Raw genomic sequence first — 23,651 nt, forward strand, 5'->3', positions numbered from 1 at the left:
TTGTTTCAAACTCGGGCCGCATCGGTACGGTGGGGAACCGATTGCTGATCGATACCGGCGAAGACTTCCAGGCGGATGACGGCCTTGTCGCGATTGCCTCGGGTGGTGTTCACGTCGAAGAAATTGACGGTGATCTTGGCCTTATCACTGTGCGGGCGGGCGGCGATGTCACAATCGTGTCGGATGGCGGTATCCGCGACCAGAACTCGGCTCAGCAGCGCGATGAAAGGGCGATTTCGACTCTGACAGACCTCTGGAATGATATGGACTTGGTGGATGTGGTCGCCGACGAATTCTCGGTTTCCGGTCAGAACACCATCATCGCTTATGAAGCCAGCAAAAACTTTGCCTATTCACGTTACTGGAGCGAAGCTCGGAATCTGCGGCAGGCTCAGGCCAGCTACGAGTTTGCAGCCGCAGACATCCAGGGAGACACGGTTGACCTTGGTCTGGAGCATAACCTGTCCAGCGGTGAAGCTGTACGCGTTGCTTTGTCTGGTGGCGAAGGAACAGTCGGCCTGAACGCTGACACAGTTTACTACGTGGTTGTTCAGGACGGTACGACGATTGGATTCGCGTCCACGCGAAGTGCTGCCTTGTCCGGCACTACTGACGTAGCGCTGGCCCCTTCGGGTACCGACGCCGTCACCAAGTTCCACATGGGGGTTGGTTTGTTCACGCCTGCACCTGAAACACTGGATACAAATGCTGAACAGATTGACCTGGGTTATGAACATGGGTTTGTGACGGGCGAAGCGGTAACTTATCGTCTTGCATCTGGTCCGGCTGGGGTGTCTGGGGTTCAGGATGGGACAGATTACTATGTCCATGTGGTAAACAGCACCACAATTTCGCTGGCTGATACCCGTGCCGATGCACTTGCCGGAACGAACCTGGTTGACCTTGGAACAAACGAGCGCCGTTCGATCGATATTACGAACGTGTCCGCCGCCGTCGACAACGCGGAGTTCACGCCTTACGCGATCAGCGAAGCGAACGTTTTGAGCGACGGTGAAACCTTTGTGTTTAACGGCGGTCACAAGCTGCAGGACGGGGACCGCCTGCGTTACGATGATGTTGCGGGCTCATCACCGGTCGGCGACCTTTCCGACGCGACCACATACTACGTTCACGTGATCAACGACGCTTCATTCAAGTTGACGGCTTCTCGTGCCGATGCTCTGAGCGGAAACAATTTCGTGGCTGCTGTCACAACCGCCGTTGACGATCCGACGGCGACCGGTGGAACACTTACCAGAATTGACAGCACTCTTTCCTTCTCCACAGCACACCAGCTCCTGAGTGGTGATGCCGTGATCTACAGTGGAGGAGGGGCTCCCGACTTCGGGCTGGTTGCGGGTGAAACTTACTACGTTCATCGCGTGACAGACCAGATAGTCAAGTTGGCAACATCCAGCGACGATGCCATTGCAGGTATTGGATTTATCGCTCTCGATGCTTCGGGCTTAACACCATCTGGTTCTCCGCAGTTCACAATCCTAAGCGAGCATCAGATCGCCAGATATTCGACCGATGCGTTTGACCAAGGAAGTTACGAGTTCAGCGCAGATAAGGTGCAGCAACTTCTGGATGCGGGGCTGACCACAGCTGAAATTGACGCTCTTGAAGCTCAGGAAGCGTCTGAATTGGCCGATATCGAGACGGAATTGGCCTTGTCCGCAGACAATCAACTCTACAACCCAGATTACTCTTTCGTATTGGCGTCAAACGATCCCCTGCGGCAGAACCTTACGGAAGGTGCAACGTGGACGGATAGTGAGCTTAAGAACTCGATCACTAAATCCATCGTCCTCAAGACGGTAACTGACACCACAGCTGCTGAAGAAGAACCCAATGTCACCGGACAATCGATTTCTCTGGTTGCTCAAGACGGGAATATCGGCATCAGCGAAGGTGAAGTTGTAATTGACCTAACGAACATTGGAACAATCAGCGAGGCGGGTAAAATCGCTTTGGCGTCTGCTGAACGCGACGACCTGACGTTCCTGGACATCAACGGCAACGAGTTGAGCAATGACTCGGTGGTTCCTGCGGTGACACTCGTCGTTAGTTTGAGAGAAGATGTCGACATCAAACTCGAAGGAGGCACGGTCACTGTCGATGCGACTGACAAGGTCTTCTTGGGCTCCGAAGTCGACATCAATGTAGAGTCAGTGGTTGCAGGCGAAGCGTTGCGGATCAAAGGCGATGGCGCAATTTATGCTGTGGGCACAGGGCTGGTTCAAGGTGATGGAATTATTCTGGAAGCGGCTGACGGGAACAATATTGGTACCGTAAGCGATGCCCTCAAATCCAATTTGGTTGGAACCGGCCTGCTTACCGCAAGAGCCGACAATATCTGGCTGACGGAAACCACCGGTGATATGCGGTTGGATTTTGTTTTTGCTAAGAACAGTGCCACTTTGACGGCTCTGTCAGGCAGCATTGTGGACGGGCTGGATGATGCGGTGCTCAACATACAGACACCGGTTTTGCATCTTTCGGCGAGTGATCGAATTGGCGCGCAAAACGGCGCCGCGGACGGTTTCCTGGAGACATTGGTCAGTGATTCACTATCGGCTACTGCGGGAAGCCACATCAGTATTGCGAACCTGACTGAAGCGCAGCTGCTTGATCAAATCACGTCAGAGACCGGAAATGTGAACTTGGTTGTCACCGGGAACGCTCGGCTTGGCTTGATTACAGCGTTGTTCGGCGTGGTTACGGTGTCGGCGTCCGGTGCGATTGTGGACGAAAACGGCAGTCTGTCGAACATCGATGCTTCCGGGGCAGCTTTGCATGCTACTCATATCGGTGAGGACAGCAACGCGTTGAACACCCAGCTCGGGAACCTCGAAGCGGAAGCCCGGACTGGAGGAATTTGGATAGCGAATGTTGGAAATCTGCGGATTGGTGGATCTTCAGCAATCCTGAATGGCTTGTTGGCCGTTGAAGAAGTGGACGTTGCTTCAATTGGAAACATCACTGTAGACGAAATGGTTGAGGCGACAGGAACAGATGCTCCGATCCTCTTGCATGCTTCGGGGACTCTGGCGCTGTCAGCGCTGTCGCGCATCCTGACAGTTGAAGGTGGTATCGACCTAGAAGCCGGTTTGGATATCGCCGTTGGAGCAGGTGCTCTGGTTACTGTTAATAACGGTGCGCGTGGGGTTCGAATGACGGCTGACGCGCAGCGAAATCAGGTAGGTTATCCGACAAGCGACGGTCAGGGCGCTATTTCGATGGATGACGGTAGCGTAGTTGATGCCGCAGAAGGTTTGATCGAAGTATTGGCCCCACAGAACGTGACCGTCTCACTGTTGCGGACAACGGGTGATGTGTCCGTTGTTTCTGACACGGGATCCATTTTGGATGCTGACGTGGATGGCGGTACAGATATCGAAGCAACCAATCTCACTCTTTCAGCGGGTAACTCCATCGGGACGGCGGCGAATCCGCTGGAAATCGATTCCAACACAGGAAACGCCTACCTGAATCTGATTGAGGCAACCAACAATGTCTATCTGGTCGAAGTTTCGGGGCCATTGCGCCCAGGGACGGTAACAGCTCAAAATGGAGTTGCGTCGGTTCAGGTCCGCGACAATGCGGGGACTGGCGACGATCTGCTTCTGGACCCGGCGACCAGAATTCAGGCCGGAACGGACATTTTTGTTGTTGCCGGTGATGATCTTGCACTTGCAGATGGCGGACGTCTTGATGCAGGTGTTTCGGTTTTCGTCGGCGCTGACCTTCCGTCCGAAGATGCAGATCCGGGCAATGGTGCTGCGGTTCTATTGGCAGGCTCCATTGCTGCGCCGGTGATCAGTGTACAAACAGGTGACGACGAGGACTCGATTACTCTCGATAGTCCAGAGTTCACTGGCGCGGCGACTGTGTATGGCGGGGCTTCGAACGATGTGATCACAGTGTTGCGTCTGCAAACCCAGCAAACAAGTGACAGCCTGCGTGTTGAAGGTCAGGCGGGTGACGACGAAGTATTCGTGACCATCTCTGATCAGGGTTCGAACTACCTGATCGATGTCGTCAGCGATGGGTTTGCCACAAGCGATCTGTTGACAATCTATGGTCTTGATCGGGCGGACGCGGGCGACAACTTCTTGTTGCGCGCAGCCGAAGATACCGTAACCAACGGCACCGCCTTTGCCGCGGCGCTTCGCGAAAATGATAATGTTGAACGGGTTAACTACGGTAAATCACTTGACCACCTGGTTCTGGAAACCTTGGACGGTGATGATACCGTCTCGGTGGATGACAACTGGACGGAAACAACCATCCGTCTCGGCGAGGGTTCTGATACTTCGCAGGTGGGGCAAATCTTCAAGAGTGAACGCGACGCTGCAGCCAATGTTGCCGCTACGGACGAATTTGAAACCATTGCAACGACGCGCGGCTTTTTGTCCAACGGCATAAGCTTTGCAACCGTAATTGAAGGCGAGAAGGGAGAAGATGTTTTTGTCGTCTTCCGGAATACCGCTGAGTTGACGCTTCGTGGCGGTGACGATGACGATCTATTCGTCGTGCGGTCGTTTGCTGAAGAAGGATCCTTTGAATCGGATGTGGATGCCGGTGAAGGATTTGACACGGTTGAATACGTGTCGAATGCCACCGTGAATGTGAACGGCGGTGCAGGCATAGACACGTTGCGTTTGATTGGGACCGAGTTCAGCGATGAATACCTGATCACGGCGACCAAGGTCACAGGCGCAGGTCGCGAAATTACATATGACGAAATTGAAATTCTCGAAGTGGATGGGGCAGAGGGCGACGACACCTTCTTCGTGACGTCCACCGGAACTTCGGTGACGGAAACACGACTGTACGGCGGCCTGGGCAGCGACAACTTTGAAATCGGTGGGGATTACGCCGGTGTAGAAGGCGCTGACAAGCAGATGTTCCAAGGGGAAGGGCCGCACACAGTTGCTGCGATCCAAGGACGCCTTATCCTAGATGGATTTGGCGGAGATGGTTCAATCACCGGTTTGGGTGAACCGGTTATGTTGCCCGGTGAAACCAGCGATCTGGCGTCCACGGGGTCTGTTCTGTCCTTTGATGGCAGCTTGAGTGTTGTTTTCGATGCGATGACGGTTCCGGCGAGCGAACTGTATGACTACATCAATGCAACGGACGGTGTTGATGAAATCTCTGATCTGGTTGGCCTGACTATTGAGATTTCGGCGGGTCCCGGATTGCGACGGTTCTGGCGTATTGCTGAAATCTCCGAAGACAACGGAATTGCTTCGCTGGTTCTGGAACGGCCTTCTGGTACCGAAGCGAATTCGGAATTGCCGGATGCAACCAGCAGCTATGCCATCACACGGGCGTCAGCCAATTTCTTTGTTGATGAAGCGTTTACGGTCGATCGATTGACCATCTACGACGATGGCAATTCGCTCAGCAGCACAGGCGGAATTAGAAGTGCTTCGACTTCGTTGACGCCTTCGGACGTGATCAACGTGTACGGGCTTGGAATGGGTGCGGAAGGGATCGATTACGGTTCCCTTGAAGCGGTGGAAATTCTGCTTGGCAGTGGCGACGATACCTTTGAAGTCACTACAACCCAGAATGGGTCTATTACTGCTGTCCACGGTGGCGGCGGAAACGATCACATCACGGTCACGGATCGCGGCACAACGGAACAGAAGTTTGACCGCTTTGGAGAATTGGTTGCGACGCTCGCTGCACCTTTGGTGGTGTTCGGTGATACGACGGCGAGCGGTGAGCGGTATTCTGACGAAAGCACTGCAATCAACCCGGGATTTGGACGCGCGGGTGTTCAGGCTGGCAACGACACGATTGTTGCAAATGGCCCAACGGACACTCTTATTGTTTTCGGCGGGGCTGGAAATGACAGCATCGTTGGCGGCATCAGCGGTGACAAGCTGGCCGGGGGCTCCGGAGATGACACGCTGGTCGGCAACGGTGGTGTTGATATCCTTTACGGGGACAATGGGATCAATCTTGATCTGGAAGCCCGTATCGCAACCATCACCTGGGAGAACGAAGGACAAACCGAAGTAGCAGGCGATGATCTGACCCAGGCTGGTTCAGATGAACTGTTTGGCAATGTTGGCAATGACTTCATCTTTGGCGACTTTGGTGAAATCGTTCAGGGTCCTGGTGTGGATCCGCTGCTTACAAACGATCAGGTTCAGATCGCTCGAACCCAAAATGTTGATGTATCCGGCGATGATACCGTTTTCGCGGGTAGCGAAGATGACGTTGTATTCGGCGGAGGGGGCGGCGATCAGTTGGTTTCTGTTTCCGGTCAGAACATTTTCATCGGCGATGGTGGTCAAGTAGCGTTCAATCCCTCTGAAACCGTCGTTCAAACTCTGGACGGTGCCATCGGTGGCAATGATACTGTTCTGGGCGGTATGAATGGAGACACCGTCCTTGGTGGCGCAGGCGGAGATCAACTGATCACTTCTGACGGGGACGACCTGAACCTTGGTGATCTGGGTATTGTCACAATTTCTGCCTCGTCCGTTTCGGTGAGCAGCCAGCACAGTGATGTTTCGGGCAACGACACCATCGTCAGCGGCAATGATCGCGATATCAATGTCGGTGGTACTGGCTCCGATTTCATTAGTAGCGGAGATCAAAGCGACATTGATCTGGGTGATCATGGTACCGTAGTGGTAACCGCATCCGGCGTCGCAATCGAAACCGCTTTGCCGGGCATTGGCGATGGAGACGAATTGATCTCTGGTGATGGTGCGGATGTTCAAATTGGTGGCTTTGGGGCCGACACAATCTTTGGCGGGCAGGGCGATGATCTGGCTCTTGGCGATGCAGCGCGTGTGCAGCTGCTCGGAAATGTGCTGGTGCTTGCCGAAACAATCGAAACGGCGTTAGCGTTTGATGATCGAATTTTCGGTCAGTCCGGTGATGACATTGTTATCGGCGGTAGCGGGAATGACCTGTTGGACGGTGGTTTCGATCGTGATCTTGTTCTGGGTGACAATGTATCGCTGGATCGGCGAGGAGATCTGGGCAGTTCTGTCTGGGCTCGGTTCCGTACTCTTTCCGACGGTGAAATCTATGATCCGACGATCGCACCTGGACGCGACGGCGAAGTGAAGATCACCGAAACCAATCAAGCTGATCCGGCTTGGAACGTGCCAGGAGAGCCATCGTGGGCGACCTTCCTGGGCGAAGGCGCCGGCGGTATTGGAATAGAGTTCCTCGACGTTGATGCCGGAAACGACCAAATCGCGGGTGGTGGCCACAACGATGTCATTTTCGGGCAACTGGGCAACGATACCATTCAAGGTGATGGTAGTATTGGTGATGTTTTGGTGGATGCCTATCGAGCCGAAGACGGGACGCTCGTGGTTGTGGCCTCAAGCGAAGCGTCAACTGATGGCGACGACTATATCGAGGGTAACAGCGGATCTGACGTAATCTTTGGCAACCTTGGTCAGGACGACATCGTCGGTGGTACATCATCACTCTTTGGCATCACCGAGAGTTCGCGCCGCAGTGACGGTTCAGATCTGATCTTCGGTGGTGCTGGTACGCGAATTGGCCGCAATGACTTCGGGGATGAGACATTGCTGGCGGATGGTGCGAGTCTGTTCAACGATGACCCGCTCGGCGAGATCCACGCGAGAGACGCGGACACCATCCTTGGGGACAACGGCAACATTTACAGGCTGCAAGCTGCAGATGGCACTCCGCTTAGCTTTGCATATGACAGCTATACCGGGGTTTCCGGTCTGAAAATCGCCGTTCGGGCAACCGAACTTCTTGATTACACCGCGGGTGGAGCGGACTTCGATCCGGTACGAGCTGCAACGGATCAAGGTGCCGCAGATGAAATTCACGGTGAAGGTGGCGATGATTTTGCGTACGGTATGACCGGTAATGACATTCTGTTCGGAGATGCTCAGAATGATGATCTGATCGGTGGCTGGGGCCACGACTGGATCTCTGGTGGAACAGGTCAGGATGGTGTTCTGGGCGATGATGGTCGCATTTTCACGAGCCGAAATCTGGTTGGATTGGGTGAAGCTCTGTACGGAGTAGACCCGCTGACGGCAACGGATGTTTCGATCAGTATCCAAGGCCAGATCGGCGGCGTAACCATCTATGAAGACGGTGAATTGCTGAAATCTGTTAACCTGACGCCGTTCAACCCGGATGATCCGGTTGGCGACCAGCCGCTATGGGCCTCGGATCCGGACTTTGCCGACGACGTTATCTACGGTGGACTTGGCAATGACTTCTTGCATGGCGGCGCAGGAGATGATGCGATCTCAGGCGCAGAGGCGCTGCCACTGGTGGGTGCTGCAGTGAACGGAGTGCTGTATCTGAGTGGTTTCGACTTGCCGGGCAATGCTGGTGGAATGTTGGGCTTTGACACGGACCCCGATCGTCCGCTCAAGTTCGCGGCATATGACCGAAATGCATCGCAAGCGCGTATTAGTTACTCGGCTGATGGAATTGATGTGCCCTTCCTTCTGGATTTTGCTCCATTTGACGGTGGACCGCAGGGCATTCCGGTCGACGGTGAAACAGGTGCGCCTACGGACGGCGATGATCGGATTTTTGGCGATCTCGGGAATGACTGGATCGTTGGCGGAACAGGGCGTGACTACATGATGGGGGGATATGGGCTCGACCTTATTAACGCCGATGATGATCCGCGTACCAATAATGTCGAAGATACCGATGGATCATACGCTGACTGGGTGTTTGGTGGCGCAGGACGGGATATTTTGATTGCAAATCAAAAAGGTGACAGACTGTTCGACCACACAGGCAATTTCGACACCTTTATTGTGCCCTTCAATCAACAGGGCGCACCGACAATCAACCGGTTGCTTAGCCCGGCCTCCATTCAGTTTTGGTACGATCTGTCCAAGGCTTCGGGTGCTGACCAAACACGAGCTGGGGATGAAGGTACCGATCCTGCCCGGAACGGTGAACCGGCGGGTGAAATTGGTATGGTGTTACAGCAAGATGATGACTGGCAGCGTAATACCGGTGCTCCGGACAACCCCAGACCCGGGTCAAATCCGGTAGCGATCCAGGCGACAATTTCGGAGATTCGGTTGGCCAGAAGCCTAGACCTTATCACCTTGGATGAGGGCGGCTTGCCCGACAGCATCGAAGAAACAACGCGAATTCGGTCCGATGCCTTTACCGTGATAGAGGATGATGGCTCGATTGCGCCTGTGTGGGAAGTATTGCCGGACGGTACACAACTGGCTCCTGGAACATTTGCTATTGGTGCTGCTTCTACGATCAATTCTGGAAGCGGAAGCGGGAACGGAAATGGGCGCAAAAAATAGGGCGCTGGGTCTCTTTGCAGGGTAGATCTAAGCAAATGGTAGCTTTCGAGACGGACATTCCGAAGTCTTGCAGTTGGTTTTCTGACAAGGGCGTCATTGCATGAATTTGCCGGACCCGAATTCTATTCCGTCGACGACGGAAACGACCACTCAAACGGGCAACGGAGCGGTCGAAGTTGTTAGCTTTGCGTCTGCCTCGCCTGCATGGCAGGACCTGGGCACCAGGGACCCAGAAAAATTTGGCGACGCGTGGTTGCGTCTCTTTTGTTCTGCGACACCAGAGGTTTACGCAGCCCGGTTGCTGCTGCGGCGACCGGGTGAGGGGTTGGCCCGCGTTGCTGAGTTTAACTCCTTTGAGGATGACCAGTTGTTATCCTCATCCGTCGAAGCCGCCGTTACTCGCAAATCTGGTGTAGCCCGACAGACAGACGAAGGCATGCTTGGCGCCTATCCTGTGGTTGTCGATGATCGGGTTCATGCGGTTGTTGCAGTTCTTGCCGAGGAAGGTTTGAGCAGTGAAGCGTTGCTTGCCCGCGTTCGTTGGGGCGCGGGTTGGTTACGGTCTTTTGCGCTGGATGCCTTGCGCACGGATGACAAGCCGAGTCTCGAACGTGCCCGATTGGCCATGGAAATGCTTTCCGGGGCTTTGGATGAAGCCAAATTCGATGCAGCGGCGCGCCGGGCTGTGACTGAGATTGCTCATCTTGGGCAATGCGATAGGGCGGCAGTCGGTTTCAGGCGTTCTGGTCGAGCTCGGGTCGCGGCTATCTCGCATACCGCGCAATTCGGACGGCGAATGGATCTTGTGCGTAGTGTTGCAGCCGCGATGGATGAAGCTTTGGAACAACAAGCCACGCTTCTTTGGCCGCTCAGCGATCCGGCCACTTCGCAGATCACTCGGGCGCAACAGGCGTTGTCCCGCGTTTCGGATGGTGCGCAGATTCTAACGATACCGGTACTGTCCCGTGGGCGGTTTCGGGGGGCCTTTACTTTTGAACGCCAAGCTGGTGATCCATTTGATCAACCGACGATCGATTTACTTGAAGCAGCCGCTGGATTGACCGGCCCTATCTTAGAAGAACTGAGACGTAACGACAGATGGCTCATCTCAAAGTCTCTGGAAAGCTTGTTAGGGGTTTTCACAGCTTTCTTTGGAAAGGGGCATCTGGGTCTCAAACTGACTTCGATTGTACTGCTTGGACTAGCTGTCGCCTTTAGCCAGATTACCACCACTTACCGAGTTGCCGCTGACGCGGTTCTTGAAGGGCGCACGCAAAGGGCGCTGATCGCCCCATTCGACGGGTTCGTGGCTGGCGCCGATAAGCGGGCGGGCGATGTAGTTTCGCACGGGGAAATTTTGGCTCGATTGGACGATCGTGATCTTGCTTTGGAACGGCTGAACTGGGTTGCGGAAAGACGGCGGGCTGAACTGGAATATGCAACCGCGGTAGGAGAGCGAAACAGGTCACGATTGAATATTCTGAGGGCCAGAATTGAACAGGCTGACGCGCAACTCGCCCTTATCGACGGCCAAATAGAGAGGGCTGAAATTCGAGCTCCGTTTGATGGTTTGATCGTCGCCGGTGATTTGAGTCAGTCCATCGGCGGGTCTGTGACACGAGGCGACGCGCTGTTCCGCATTGCGCCAGAGGGAGAGTACCGCGTGGCGCTATGGGTGGATGAAGCCCAAATTGAAGACTTGGAAGTTGGCTCAGTCGGAGTTGTGGTTCTGGCTGCCCTACCAACAGAATTTTTCCCGATTGAAGTTTCTCGGGTCACCCCGGTTGCCGAAGTGCGCAACGGGCGTAACATGTTTAGGCTTGAGGCGAAGCTTGAACAAAGTTCGGATCGGATGCGACCTGGGCTGGTTGGTGTTGCAAAAGTCGATGCCGGAGAAAAACTATTGATCTGGACGTGGACTCGTAACCTGATCGATTGGACAAGACTGACATTCTGGCGTTTCTTCGGGTAACTCATTATGCGCACGATGTTTTCGCAAAACTGGTATCGTGTCGCCGAATTGGCGCCTCGCTTGCGTGGACATGTTCGAATTCATGATCATCAGTATCGCGGCGTAACCTGGCGCATAATCGAAGACCGCCAAGCGCAGCGGTTTCATCGATTGACGCCATCAGCATATTTCGTCGTTTCGATGATGGATGGTCAGCGGGTCATGAGAGAGATCTGGGACCTGACCGAAGCACGCTTTGGTTCCGAATGTCCCACTCAGGACGAAGTGATCCATCTGTTGGCTCAGTTGCACGGCGCCGATCTTATGATCGGTCGAAACTTGCCCGACCTTGGTGAACTCGACAAGCGGGCATCCGATATCTCGCGGCGAACTTTGATGTCGCGCGTCAAAAACCCGATGGCCATTCGCCTGCCGATCTTTGATCCAGATAAGTTTTTGTCGGCGACGCTTTCGTTGGTCGGTTGGATGTTTTCCCCAATCGGAGGTTTTCTGTGGTTGCTTTTGGTCATAGCGGGAACAGTGCAGGCAGTTCTCGTTTGGCCGGAATTGACAAACAACCTCTCAGATCAGGTGCTTTCTGTTCAAAACATTGCGCTCTTGTTGTTGGTTTATCCGATCGTGAAGGCTGTGCATGAGTTAGGTCATGCTTATGCCGTAAAGAAATGGGGCGGCGAGGTTCACGAAATCGGAATAATGTTTCTTGTTTTGCTGCCGGTACCGTATGTCGATGCTTCGGCGTCACTCAGCTTCAGAGAGTGGTGGCGACGGGCCATTGTTGGCGGCGCTGGCATTCTTGTCGAAGTTGCTCTGGCTGCAGCAGCGATTTTGATTTGGGCGCAGATGGAGCCCGGACTGACCCGGGCGGCAATGTTCAACGTGGCTCTGATTGGTTCCATTTCTACGGTTCTTTTTAATGGTAACCCTCTGCTTCGGTTCGACGGATACTACGTATTCTGTGATCTCATCGGCATTCCAAATCTGGGTACAAGGTCCAACAAGTACTTGGGGTATTTGGTGCAGCGGTATGCATTTGGCATGGACGAAGCAGAAAACCCGGCTGTCGCGAGAGGCGAGAGAACATGGTTTGTCGTCTACGCGATTTCGGCATTCATTTATCGCCTGACCGTAATGCTCGCGATTGGATTGTTTGTGGCGACGAAGTTCTTCGTCGTCGGCGTGTTGCTTGGCATTCTCGTTGTCTTCAACATGGCTCTTCTGCCTATTCTAAAGTCGCTTTGGTTTGTGATCTCAGGACGCGCTGTGTCGCGGCACAGAACGCGTGCAGTAACGGTCACGTTTGGTGGAGCCGCGCTTTTGGTTGCTGGCCTGTTTCTACTACCTTTTCCTTATTTCACGGTTTCTCAAGGCGTAGTTTGGTTGCCTGAGAACAGTGCGGTCCGCGCGGGTACAGCCGGTACTGTTGCCGAAGTGATCGCGCAACCGGGTAGACCTGTAAAAGCGGGTGATCCGCTTGTTCGGTTGGAAGACCCGAGATTGGAAGCATCTCTGGAAGTACAGGAAATCCATCTAAGAGGGTTAACGTTACAGCTCGCTGCAGCCGGCGTGTCGGATCCTGTTTCGGCCCGAATTCTGAAAGAAGAAGTCAATCGAGCCAAAGATGAGTTGGAGCGAATGCGGGACCGGCAGGAAGCTCTTGTGCTTAGAGCGCCACGAGGTGGCGCTTGGCAGCATCCACTGCCGGACGATCTGGTTGGAGCCTTTTTGGGCAGAGGTGCTGTGGTTGGACATGTCGTATCTGAACAGGACAGGAGGTTGCGTGTTGTCGTGGGTCAAGCGGACGTTGATCTTGTTCGAACCAACTCGCTAAACGTCGAAGTACGTTTGATTTACGATATGGAAGAAGTGATACCAGCTGTGGTGTTGCGAGAAGTGCCTGCGGGGGATCGCGAGCTCCCGTCTGCTGCCCTCAGTACTGCAGGGGGAGGGCCATTTGCCATTGATCCGAAGTTTGCGGATCGACCCCATGCACTTGAAAACGTCTTCATGTTTGATCTGGCGGTGGACTCTATCAACGCAGCTCTGTTGCCCGGTGCTCGAATCTACGCGCGTTTCGAACATAGCGATGCGCCGGTTGCAGAGCGTGTGTGGCGCTCCGTGAGACGGTTGTTCCTAAGGAACTTCAATGTCTGATACGACCAGTCTTCATCTGCCGAAACCCAGGATATCACTGGCGCGACCCAAAGCGCCCAGCACACTTGATCGCTGGGTTCGATGGGCCAATGCACCGCTCATTGCAGCCGGTCATTCTTTGCGAGGCAAGTCTTACAAATGGGTCGCCCGACGTGCTTGTCTTTTGGAAGCAGAGCTCAGGAAACTAAGCGATGACGACCTGCGGATGCGTGCGACTGAATTCGGTTCCAAACTGCGGCGCAAGCGTAATCGGGCTGACTTTGCTGAATTGTCAGCTGTGCTGCGTGAAGTTGTTCGTCGCACTCATGGGTTCTTACTGAACCAGCGCCAAATCCAAGGAGGCGTTGCAATTTGGAGCGGGTGCATTGCCGAGATGGAAACCGGCGAGGGCAAAACGATCACTGCGGTTTTACCCGCAGCAGCCTGTGCGCTTGCCGGGGAACAGTCCCACGTCATTACAGTTAACGACTATCTGGCAAAGCGCGATCATGAAATTACGTTGCCAGTGTTTCAGTTTTTGGGTTTGAGAAGTGCTTTGGTTATTCGAGAAACACCACCAGATGACCGCTGGGACCTGTATCGAGCACCCGTCGTGTATGCGTCCAATACTGAAATCGCATTTGACCATCTACGAGACCGCACGGAAGCTGGTGCATCGACAGGTGCAGCACGAGCAGCAATTCTGACCGGTTCACCGCAAAACCGAAGTGGACCCCGTTTGCCAGCTCTGGATATGGCTATCGTTGATGAGGCCGACAGTGTTCTGATCGACGAAGCGCGTACGCCGCTTATTTTGTCTGGTGGCGACGGAGCTATGTATGACGAGGAAACTTGTGTCTTGGCATTAGAAGTTGCCAAGGGCTTGCGTGAAAGGCACGATTTTCGCCTTGTTCCAGAGCGAAGAGAAGTTTCCATTCTTCCAGATGGAAAGGATCGCCTCGCCGCCCGGTTTTCAGCGCGCGATGATCGTTGGGCCAGTCAAGTTTACCGCGAAGATCTGATGAGAAAAGCCCTGTCCGCATTGTACCTTTATGAGTTTGGCCGAGACTATCTGTTGAAAGATGGCAAGGTTCAGATCGTAGATGAGAACACAGGTCGGGTTTTTGAGGATAGAAGTTGGAGTATGGGTATTCATCAATTGATCGAGGTAAAGGAAGGCACAGAAATAACACCGGAACGAAGAGTGATGGGCCGTCTTACCTATCAGAGTTTGTTTGGACGCTATCACAGAGTTGGAGGCATGACGGGAACGGTGGTGGAAGCAGCTCGAGAACTCTGGCAAGTTTACAAGCTGACAACGGCGCGTATTCCCACAAATCGGCCTTCGCAAAGGTACTTCATGAAGGATCGAATTTTTTCACAAGATGATGAGCGCCTCACTGCCTTGCTGAACCGAGTCAGCTTTTTGTCGGACTACGGTACGCCAATTCTGATTGGCACCAGAACGGTCGCCGCATCCGAACATTTGTCATCAAAGCTGTCGGAGAGGGGGCTCGATCATGCTCTGTTGAACGCTCAGACAGATGAGTATGAAGCGGAAATTATCGCGAATGCGGGATTAAAAGGGCATATTACGATTGCAACCAACATGGCGGGGCGCGGGACCGATATTAAGCTCAGTGACGAAGTGCGAAACATGGGCGGACTGCATGTGATATTGACAGAACGTCATGACTCCGGCCGAATTGATCGGCAGTTGCAAGGTCGGTGCGCGCGTCAGGGTGACCCTGGAACCTGCGAGGCATATCTCTCATTGGAAGATCAGCTCTTGGCTTCAGGTCGCTTGCCACGCATGCTGAAGCTTGCAAAATCCCTTGCAAAGGTTTTCCCATTGTCGCGGTCTGGTGTTTTGCGGATGGCTCAACGGCGAATTGAACGGGCGCATGGAAAGGCCCGGTTTCAACTTTTGCAGTCCGAGGCAAACCTGGATCGAACTCTTGCCTTTACCGGAGTAAGAGAATGAAATTTTTCTTAACTGTCAGTTTTATGGCGTGCGCTTCCATTGCGGCGGCTCAAGATCGTCATGCTTGCGTCATTGACCCTTCGTTTACTGTAAATCTGTCCAGCCCATTCACCGGGTTGCTTGATGAAGTACTGGTCGACAGAGGTGATTGGGTTGAAGAAGGGCAAACTGTTGCCCGTCTGTGGTCCAGATTGGAAAGCGCGACGGTCGATTTGATGAAAGCGCGCGCCGAAAGCGATGCCGAGGTTGCCGCTCAGGAGGCGCGTCTTAGACTGGCTCAGCAAGCTCACGAACGTGTGGCGCAATTGTTCAACCAACGCATCAGCACACGAGAAGCGTTGGAAGAGCGAGAAGCCGCTCTCGAAGTGGCCACCAGAGGGTTGTCGGAAGCGCAATTGCGTCAGCGTCTTGCTCAACTGGAGCTGCAGCGTGCCCAGATTTCAGTGGAGGATCGAAGTATTCGTGCACCGATCGCAGGACTTGTGACTGAGAGGTTCCTCAGTCCCGGTGAGTACTTGAGTTCAGATGATTGGGTTCTGACAATCTCTCGGCTCGACCCTCTTTATGTCGAGGCTTTTGTACCGACCAGCCTTTATGGTGATGTTAAGATTGGTCAAATGGCGACCGTTTATCCAAATCTCGCAGGTTCGGAACCGCGGGACGCAAAGATCGTGATTGTGGATAGGGTTTTCGATGCAACTTCGGATACCTTTGGCGTTAGGCTGGAGCTTGCTAATCCAGATGCATCTCTTCCGGCAGGTCAACGTTGTGAAGTGGATTTTGGAGTTTCAAAATGAGCGGTTCAGAGGACGCAGACAAGAACAGCAGCCAGACGAACCAGCATCAACGTCAATTGATGATCTACGAGCGGGCGGTTCCGGTTACGTTTCGTCGTCACGCGGAACTTTCGGTAGATGTCGCGAAACACCTGTCAAGCGCAATTGATGTAAACGCAGTTCCAGTGATGTCTTCAGAATTCACCCGCGTCAGTCGAGAACTACCGATTGTGCTCGCGGGAGAAGGACCAGCGATGCCGGTTGCGGTGTTGGGGATCAAAGATAACCAAAATCTTATGATTGACGAAAAGGGTGAGTGGCGCGGCACATACGTGCCTGCATTTCTGCGACAGTATCCCTTTGTATTGGCGGGCCATTCTGGCAACGAAAAATTGACATTGTGCATCGACGAAGGATTTAAGGGACTGAACTACGAAGGTCGGGGAGAGAGGCTGTTCTCTCAAACCGGCGAGCAATCTGAATACTTAAAGGGCGTGGTGCAGTTTACTGAAGCCTATCAAAGGGACTTTCTCCGTACCCGCAAGTTTGCGCAACGTCTTGAGGAGCTGGAGTTGTTGGAAACGGCCCATGCCAATTTCAATCTGAACAGCGGACCCTTTCGGCTACACGGGTTTCAATCGATCAAACGTGAGAAACTCATGTCGCTGAAAGATAGAGAGTTGTTGGAACTCACGCGATCAAATGCTCTGGAACTGGTTTATGCGCAGCTTGCGAGCTTAGAAAACTTTGCAACTTTGGTTTCGCGCGTGGATTAGCAAACGTATTTCTCAGCTGGTCTGAGCGGGCCATTATTGGCCCGATTTGATGAGAGCGTTGACGATTGTCACGAGTTTTCGGGCGACAGCAGTGATGATGCGGCGGATAGCTGACGAGCAGGTTTCATTTGCGGACCTTACGCACGCGGGTGAGCAATTTCGCAATGTCCCATGAGATGTCCGGCGGCGTCGGAACAATGCCAAATGGGTTTCGTTTTGGCGACGGTGAGAAGCAGCCTCGTCGGTAGATGTCGAAATCAACCGTGCCAGCGAATCCCGGCAGGGCATAGAAACATCGCGCGTAGGTCCATATAACCAGGCGGTCGACTACTATCTGGACGAAAAGCTGGAAGCGGACAACAAGCCCAACAGCAAGCCGTACAGCGAAGGCAAGCACCATACCGGCAAAGAGCATTCGTGGGATGAAGGATTCGGTTACTTTGGCGCGGCTGCGCACAGCCTGGGTCTGAATGCCGAAGACAACTACAACATCGCCAAGAAAAAGGACCTTGCCGTTGCGGACGCCAATGGCGACGGCATGGTTGACCTGAAAACCGAGTTTGTCTTTGGCCCCGCCTATTATGCAGCTGGTGCCGACAAGTCGGGCAAGACCACTTGTATGACCGACATAATGACTGCCTTCATCGAAGGCCGTAAGCTGATCACCTCGGCGCAGCGTGAAGACCTGACAGACGAGCAGCGTACCTAGTTGAAAGCCCATGCCGCGACCATCGAAGAGAACTGGGAAAAGGTTCTGGCTGAAGCCACGTTTAAATATGCAGGTTCGGTCTACAAGGACACCACCAAGATCGGTGAAGCCGCAGACGACGAAGCCCACGCCAAAGCGTACCGTGCCTACGTCAAGCATTGGGGGGAGTTGAAGGGCTTTGCCATGGCGCTGCAGAGCGGCAAGACCAACCTGGGCCGCACAGCCGTGCACCTGAACTGACTGATCGGTTATGGACCGGTAACCACGGATGAAACCATCGTGTCGGGAATTGACGCGGACGGTAACTTTGTTCGCGACCGCAAGCTGTCGTGGAGCAGCTATCAGCTGAACATGCTGCGTGTCCAGGAGCTGCTGTTGGACACTTTTGGTATCGAGGCCCGGGCCAACGACGCAACGGCTGAATTGGCCGGTCTGGTTCAAAGCCTGAACACCGACGGTGGCGCAGAAACCGATTGATATTGATCACGGGGTGGTCCGGGTTTGCCAGGCCACCCCATCAACATGACAAGGCCCGGATTGGAACAACTAGACCAAATTTCCGCGATTTTCTCGGACTTCATCAATCCCAAAAAGCGGATTTTTGTTGGCTATCTGGTATTGTCCATTCTGATCGCACTGGTGTTTCAGGTCGGGATCCGCAAATCCTCGGCCAAGGGCGCGTTTGGCGCAATTTTTGACCGCAAGATCCTGCTTTCGCGTTCGTCTGTCGCCGACTACAAGATCTTCGTGATCAACCAGGTGATCACGATGCTGGTTTCGCCGTTGCTGCTGACACAGATTGCCATCGCCACGTCCGTATTTTTCTTTCTTCATCGGTTCGAGTTTGTCACGTCCGGCCAGTTCGAGCAGATAAAGGCGGCCGTTGTTGTTGGTCTGTTTTCCGTGACCCTATTTGTGATCGACGACCTGACCAAATACCTGCTGCACCGCCGGATGCATCGCATTCCGATCTTGTGGAGCATCCATAAGGTGCACCATTCCGTAACCACCATGACGCCGATCACGGTCTACCGCGTGCACCCGCTTGAGGCGGTGGTTGGAGTTTCTGTTGATTTCACCGGCGCAGCACCAGATTCACCATTCGGTGGCGCGTCAGCATCACGATCGGAACTTTGGTGCGGCTCTGGCAGTCTGGGATTGGATGTTCGGTACGCTACACCTGTCCGAGAAACAGGAGCTACAATTTGGTCTTGGGGGTAAACAGGGGGACGAAGGAGATCTGAAAGTGCTCTATCTTTGGCCGTTCCATGATTTTGCCCGGACCGCGCGCCGGATCGTGACGCGCCCGTTTCAAAGGTTGTGATCGGGCAGTTAAGGGCGAAGCGGTCGGCGCCCGTCCTCTTCCAGAATCCAGCACTCTGTGCCCTCAAAGACGGCCGCTGTCAGCGCGTGCCCATAAGCCGCGCCGGTGTCCAGGTTGACGCGATTTCCGTGATGTTCGGGGGCCGCGACGTGCGAATGGCCGTGCACCACCAACCATGGGTGGGGGGTTTTGTCGTTCAAGAACTCGTCCCGGATCCAGATCAGATCTTCGGGGTCTTGATCCACGAGCGCCACGCCGGGCTGGACGCCGGCGTGCACGAACAGCAACCCGTTTTCCAGATGGTGGCGTTTCAGCCCGGTCAGAAAGTCGATGTGTTCTTGTGGAACCGCCGCCTTGGCGCGGGCATGAACCTTATAGACGCGATCTCCTTCAACCACGTCAACGCCATAAGACCGCAATGTCTCGATCCCGCCGATCCGAGGATGCAGCCAGTGATAGCCAACCAGAAAACGCGCATCGCTGCGGGGATAATCCTCAAGGAACATCGCCCCGATCTGGTCGTGATTGCCGCGCAGACAGATCCAGTTACGCCCTTCTGCCTGGCCTTGGATCAACAGCTCCAGCACTGCGCGGCTGTCGGGGCCGCGGTCGGTGTAATCCCCCAGAAACACGATCCGGGCATCCGGCCCGCCGTCTGCTTCGATCCGGGCAAGGACGGCATGCAGCATATCGATTTGGCCGTGAATATCGCCAATGGCATAAATGGGATCTGGCATTGGGGCTTTCAGCTGTTGTCCGGTTGCAAAAGGTCCTGGCCAGCTTTGGCCGAGGCGCGCATTGATCTGGCAAACAAGGTCACGTCGATGTCGGTTGCCACAAATGTGGCGCCAAGGTCCAGACACTTGCGTTGCATCGCGGGGTCCAGCGTCAAAATACCTGCGGCCTTGCCAGCAGCGACGATCCGTCTGATCGAGTCCAAAACCGCCTCGACCACGTCGGGATGACCAGCTTGGCCGATGTGCCCCATGTCCGCTGCAAGGTCTGATGGCCCGATGAACACGCCGTCCACTTCCGTTGCCAGAATGTCGTCGAGCGCAGCCTGCCCGGCCCGGTTTTCCACCTGCACCAGCAAACAGATCTGCTGATCCGCCGTTGTCAGATAGTCCGGGATCGCGGCAAATCGCGAGGCGCGCGCCAGGGCCGAACCAACGCCGCGCACGCCATGCGGCGGATAGCGCACGGCGCGGACAAGTTCGGTCGCCTGATCGCCGCTTTCAACCATGGGCACCAGCAGGCTTTGCACGCCCGCGTCCAGATATTGCTTGATCATCCAGGTTTCGCCAATGGGCAGGCGGGCTACTGGATGGCTGCCCGAGCCTTCGATCACACGGATTTGCTCGAGGATCGAATTCAGATCGTTGGGCGCGTGCTCGCCATCAACCAGCAGCCAGTCGAACCCGGCGGTGGCGGCAATCTCGGTTGCATAGGCGTTGGCCATCCCGACCCAGCATCCGATCTGGGGTTGGCCATCGGCCAAGGCGGCCTTGAACGCGTTATGTGGTGCGGGCATCGTTAAGTTTCCTAAGCGAAGTTGATGTCAACGGAACCAAACGCACCAAAGTCGGCGTGGATCTGGGTGCCCGAAGGGCATTCGACCGGGCGAATGAAACTTCCGGACAGGATCACCTGACCGGGCTCGATGCTTTGGCCATACTGCGCCATGCGACGGGCAAGCCAAACAACGCTTTCGACCGGATCGTTCAGCACGCCGGCACCCAGGCCGGTCTCTTCCACCTCGCTGTTGCGCGAGGTGATCGCGCCGACCCACCGAAGGTCAAAGGCGTCTGCAGCATGCTTTTCAGCCCCCAGCACGATGCCCGCATTGGCGGCATTGTCGCTGATGGTGTCAAAGACGGTGCGTGCCTTGCCCGTGTCCGGGTCCGCGCGTTGAATGCGGGTGTCCAGGATCTCGATCGACGGGGCAACATAGTCTGTGGCGGCAATCACGTCGTCGCGGGTGACGTTTTCACCCCCCAAAGCAGACTTCATGACAAAGGCGATCTCGGCCTCGATCCGGGGCTGGATGAACCGTCCCGCGGGCACGGTTGCCCCGGTTTCAAAACCCATGTCGTCAAACAGGATGCCGCTGTCTGGGATGTCGATGTTCAGCGCGTATTGCATCGCTTTCGAGGTCAGCCCGATTTTCCACCCGATCACGCGCCGCCCCTGGGCCAGCTTGGCCCGGTAGATGGCGTTCTGCACCTCGTATGCGTCGTCCATCCCCATCTCGGGGTGGCGCAACGTCAGCAGGCCGATCTGCTGTCCGGTTTCTTCGGCTTGCAACAGATCGGCCGCAGCGCGGGCGTGGTCGTCTGGGGTCATACCGCTTCATCCTCTACCTTGTTGCGCAGGGTGCCGATGCCTGAGGCGGTGACCTCGACCACATCGCCGGGGACCAGGTATTTCGGTGGATCAAACCGCGCGCCGGCCCCGGTAGGGGTGCCAGTGACGATGATGTCGCCAGGCTGCAACGTCATGAAGGTCGAGATATATTCGATCTCGCGTCGGATCGGGAACATCATGCGATTCAATGTATCATCCTGCCGTAGCTCGCCATTCACATGAGTCTGGATGCGCGCGTCATCCAGCTGTGCGGCGTCGGTGAAGGGCACGAGCCACGGCCCGATGGCACCCGAGTTGTCCCAGTTCTTGCCTTGGGTGACGTTGAATTTGGCGTGACGCACCCAATCGCGAATTGTCCCCTCGTTGCATAGGGTTAGCGCGGCAATATGATCATAGGCGTTATCTTGCGAAATCCGGCGACCACCTTTGCCGATGACGATAGCTACCTCGCCCTCATAATCCAGTGTGTGGTTTTCTGGAGGGCGGATCAGCGGGCGGTCATGGCCGGTGAACCCGCTAGCAAAGCGTGGGAAGAGGGACATGTATTTGGGCTGCGCACTGCCGTCTTTGTATTCGGCATTGCGGTCGGGGAAGTTTACGCCAACGCACAAAATCCGGCGCACGTCCGGCATCACCATGTCATAGGTGAACTCGGTGTGGGTGACGGGTTTGCCTTTGGCAGCTTCGGACAGCTTGTCGAACTCACCCGCTGCGATGACCTCATAAAGGCTCGCGCGCCCGGGAAAGGCATCGTTCAGCGCGGTCGCGCCGTCATCGGTGATAGCACCAAAAAAGCTCTCGCCATTGGCGGCGTACGTTGCAAATCGCATCAGGCCTCCTCTGCGGCATCAATGCCGCCCATGCACAGGTATTTCAGTTCCATGAAGTCATCCAGACCATACCGCGATCCTTCGCGGCCCAGCCCGGACATCTTGACCCCGCCAAAGGGCGCTTCGGCTGTTGAGATCAGGCCGGTGTTGATACCGACCATGCCGTATTCCAACGCCTCGGACACACGCCAGACGCGGGCCAGATCGCGAGAGTAAAAATAGGACGCCAAGCCAAATTCGGTGTCATTGGCAGCAGCCACGACTTCGGCCTCGGTGTCGAACTTGAATAGCGGCGCGACGGGGCCGAAGGTTTCCTCGGTCGCGACGGCCATGTCGGCTGTCACGCCGGTGAGGATGGTGGGTTCATAGAAGGTGCCACCAAGCGCGTGCGCCTTGCCGCCGAGAGTTACGGTTGCGCCTTTGCTGGTGGCGTCGGAGACGTGTTCGGCCACCTTGTCCACGGCGGGTTGGTCAATCAGCGGCCCAAAGACGATGCCTTCGTCAAAGCCGTTGCCGGTGGGCAGGGTCGCTACCTTGGAGGCCAGCTTTTCCGCAAAAGCGTCATAGACACCGGCCTGCACATAAATTCGGTTGGCACAGACACAGGTCTGGCCGTTGTTGCGGAATTTGGCAATCACAGCGCCCTCGACGGCGGCGTCCAGATCGGCGTCGTTGAACACGATGAAGGGCGCATTGCCGCCCAGTTCCAACCCCAGTTTCTTGATCGTAGGCGCGCATTGGGCGTAGAGCATCGCGCCGATTTCGGTCGAACCGGTGAAGGTCAGTTTTTGGACGGTCGGGTTGCCGGTCATCTCGGCCCCGATCACACGGGCAGACCCTGTGATGACCGAGAAGAGCCCGGCTGGCAGGCCCGCGCGTTCGCCCAAGACCGCCAGAGCAATGGCCGAAAACGGTGTTTGGCTTGCCGGTTTCAGCACCATGGCGCAGCCCGCAGCAAAGGCGGGGCCGGCCTTGCGGGTGATCATCGCATTGGGAAAGTTCCAAGGCGTGATCGCAGCCACAACGCCAATGGGTTGCTTGATGGTGATGATCCGCTTGTCGGGTGCGTGACCTGGCGTGACATCCCCATACGCGCGGCGCGCCTCTTCGGCGAACCACTCGATGAACGACGCACCGTAAGCGATCTCGCCCTTGGCCTCGGTCAGCGGTTTTCCCTGCTCGGCGGTCAGGATGGCACCCAGATCGTCCTGATGGTCCATCATCAGATCAAACCAACGGCGCAAGACCTGCGCGCGGTCCTTGGCAGTGCGTTTGGTCCAGGCCTTTTGCGCCGTCTGGGCCGCCGCGATGGCGCTGCGGGTTTCGTCCGTACCAAGATTGGGCACATGGCCGATCACCCCGCCCGTGGCGGGGTTGGTTACGGCCAGTCCGGTGTCATCCGGCTCGATCCATTGACCGCCCACAAGGGCGGCCTGACGCAACAAGGTCGGGTCGTTGAGCTTGATCAT

Annotated in this window: 14 protein-coding genes and 1 pseudogene (1 of these 15 only partly in view); 10 read left to right on the forward strand and 5 right to left on the reverse strand. The window is 55.3% G+C overall.

Going from position 1 to position 23,651, the window contains the following annotated elements; genetic code table 11:
* From TRM7615_RS21985 to TRM7615_RS26030, 10 genes and pseudogenes are all read left to right on the forward strand, one after another.
* Positions 1-9,317, forward strand: partial view of a matrixin family metalloprotease gene (locus TRM7615_RS21985; protein ID WP_108791795.1) — the 3' portion only. It extends 21,277 nt beyond the left edge of the window; the window shows 9,317 of its 30,594 coding nt (coding positions 21,278-30,594); the start codon falls outside the window, past its left edge; its stop codon occupies positions 9,315-9,317.
* Between the two features lie 100 nt (positions 9,318-9,417).
* Positions 9,418-11,289, forward strand: coding sequence for an efflux RND transporter periplasmic adaptor subunit (locus TRM7615_RS21990; protein WP_108791797.1), 1,872 nt, complete (start codon positions 9,418-9,420; stop codon positions 11,287-11,289).
* A 6-nt stretch (positions 11,290-11,295) separates the two neighbouring features.
* Positions 11,296-13,440 carry a PqqD family peptide modification chaperone gene (locus TRM7615_RS21995; RefSeq protein WP_108791799.1) on the forward strand — a complete coding sequence of 715 codons (2,145 nt, stop codon included), beginning with the start codon at positions 11,296-11,298 and terminating at the stop codon, positions 13,438-13,440.
* Positions 13,433-15,403, forward strand: a complete 1,971-nt coding sequence (locus TRM7615_RS22000) for a preprotein translocase subunit SecA (protein WP_108791801.1) — start codon at positions 13,433-13,435, stop codon at positions 15,401-15,403. Before TRM7615_RS21995 ends, TRM7615_RS22000 begins: the two co-directional genes overlap by 8 nt.
* On the forward strand, positions 15,400-16,200 hold the full coding sequence (locus tag TRM7615_RS22005; protein WP_108791803.1) for an efflux RND transporter periplasmic adaptor subunit: 801 nt from the start codon (positions 15,400-15,402) through the stop codon (positions 16,198-16,200). Before TRM7615_RS22000 ends, TRM7615_RS22005 begins: the two co-directional genes overlap by 4 nt.
* Positions 16,197-16,955 carry a SapC family protein gene (locus tag TRM7615_RS22010; protein ID WP_108791805.1) on the forward strand — a complete coding sequence of 253 codons (759 nt, stop codon included), beginning with the start codon at positions 16,197-16,199 and terminating at the stop codon, positions 16,953-16,955. Before TRM7615_RS22005 ends, TRM7615_RS22010 begins: the two co-directional genes overlap by 4 nt.
* Positions 16,956-17,301: 346 nt before the next feature.
* Entirely contained in the window at positions 17,302-17,664 is a 363-nt protein-coding gene (locus TRM7615_RS26015; RefSeq protein WP_235824184.1) for a DUF4856 domain-containing protein, read from the forward strand.
* Complete coding sequence (locus TRM7615_RS26020; protein ID WP_235824180.1) at positions 17,665-17,904, forward strand: hypothetical protein; 240 nt, start codon at positions 17,665-17,667, stop codon at positions 17,902-17,904. It begins immediately after the preceding gene.
* A 39-nt stretch (positions 17,905-17,943) separates the two neighbouring features.
* Complete coding sequence (locus TRM7615_RS26025; RefSeq protein ID WP_235824181.1) at positions 17,944-18,141, forward strand: hypothetical protein; 198 nt, start codon at positions 17,944-17,946, stop codon at positions 18,139-18,141.
* 477 nt (positions 18,142-18,618) lie between these two features.
* Positions 18,619-18,988: pseudogene (locus TRM7615_RS26030) on the forward strand (sterol desaturase family protein).
* Positions 18,989-18,996: 8 nt separating this feature from the next.
* Here the strand turns inward: TRM7615_RS26030 and TRM7615_RS22025 are convergent.
* From TRM7615_RS22025 to TRM7615_RS22045, 5 genes are read right to left on the reverse strand one after another with little or no spacing between them, the layout of a single operon-like run.
* On the reverse strand, positions 18,997-19,725 hold the full coding sequence (locus TRM7615_RS22025) for a metallophosphoesterase family protein (RefSeq protein WP_108791807.1): 729 nt from the start codon (positions 19,723-19,725) through the stop codon (positions 18,997-18,999).
* An 8-nt stretch (positions 19,726-19,733) separates the two neighbouring features.
* Positions 19,734-20,519, reverse strand: coding sequence for an aldolase/citrate lyase family protein (locus TRM7615_RS22030; RefSeq protein ID WP_108791809.1), 786 nt, complete (start codon positions 20,517-20,519; stop codon positions 19,734-19,736).
* Between the two features lie 11 nt (positions 20,520-20,530).
* Positions 20,531-21,331, reverse strand: coding sequence for a 2-oxo-hept-4-ene-1,7-dioate hydratase (gene hpaH / locus TRM7615_RS22035; RefSeq protein ID WP_108791811.1), 801 nt, complete (start codon positions 21,329-21,331; stop codon positions 20,531-20,533).
* Positions 21,328-22,182, reverse strand: a complete 855-nt coding sequence (locus tag TRM7615_RS22040) for a fumarylacetoacetate hydrolase family protein (RefSeq protein ID WP_108791812.1) — start codon at positions 22,180-22,182, stop codon at positions 21,328-21,330. The genes hpaH and TRM7615_RS22040 overlap by 4 nt, the downstream gene beginning before the upstream one ends.
* Positions 22,182-23,651: an NAD-dependent succinate-semialdehyde dehydrogenase gene (locus tag TRM7615_RS22045; protein WP_165821494.1), complete on the reverse strand. Its 1,470-nt coding sequence runs from the start codon at positions 23,649-23,651 to the stop codon at positions 22,182-22,184. Before TRM7615_RS22045 ends, TRM7615_RS22040 begins: the two co-directional genes overlap by 1 nt.

Source organism: Falsiruegeria mediterranea M17 (genome assembly GCF_900302455.1).
In the GTDB taxonomy this organism is placed as follows: Bacteria; Pseudomonadota; Alphaproteobacteria; order Rhodobacterales; family Rhodobacteraceae; genus Falsiruegeria; species Falsiruegeria mediterranea.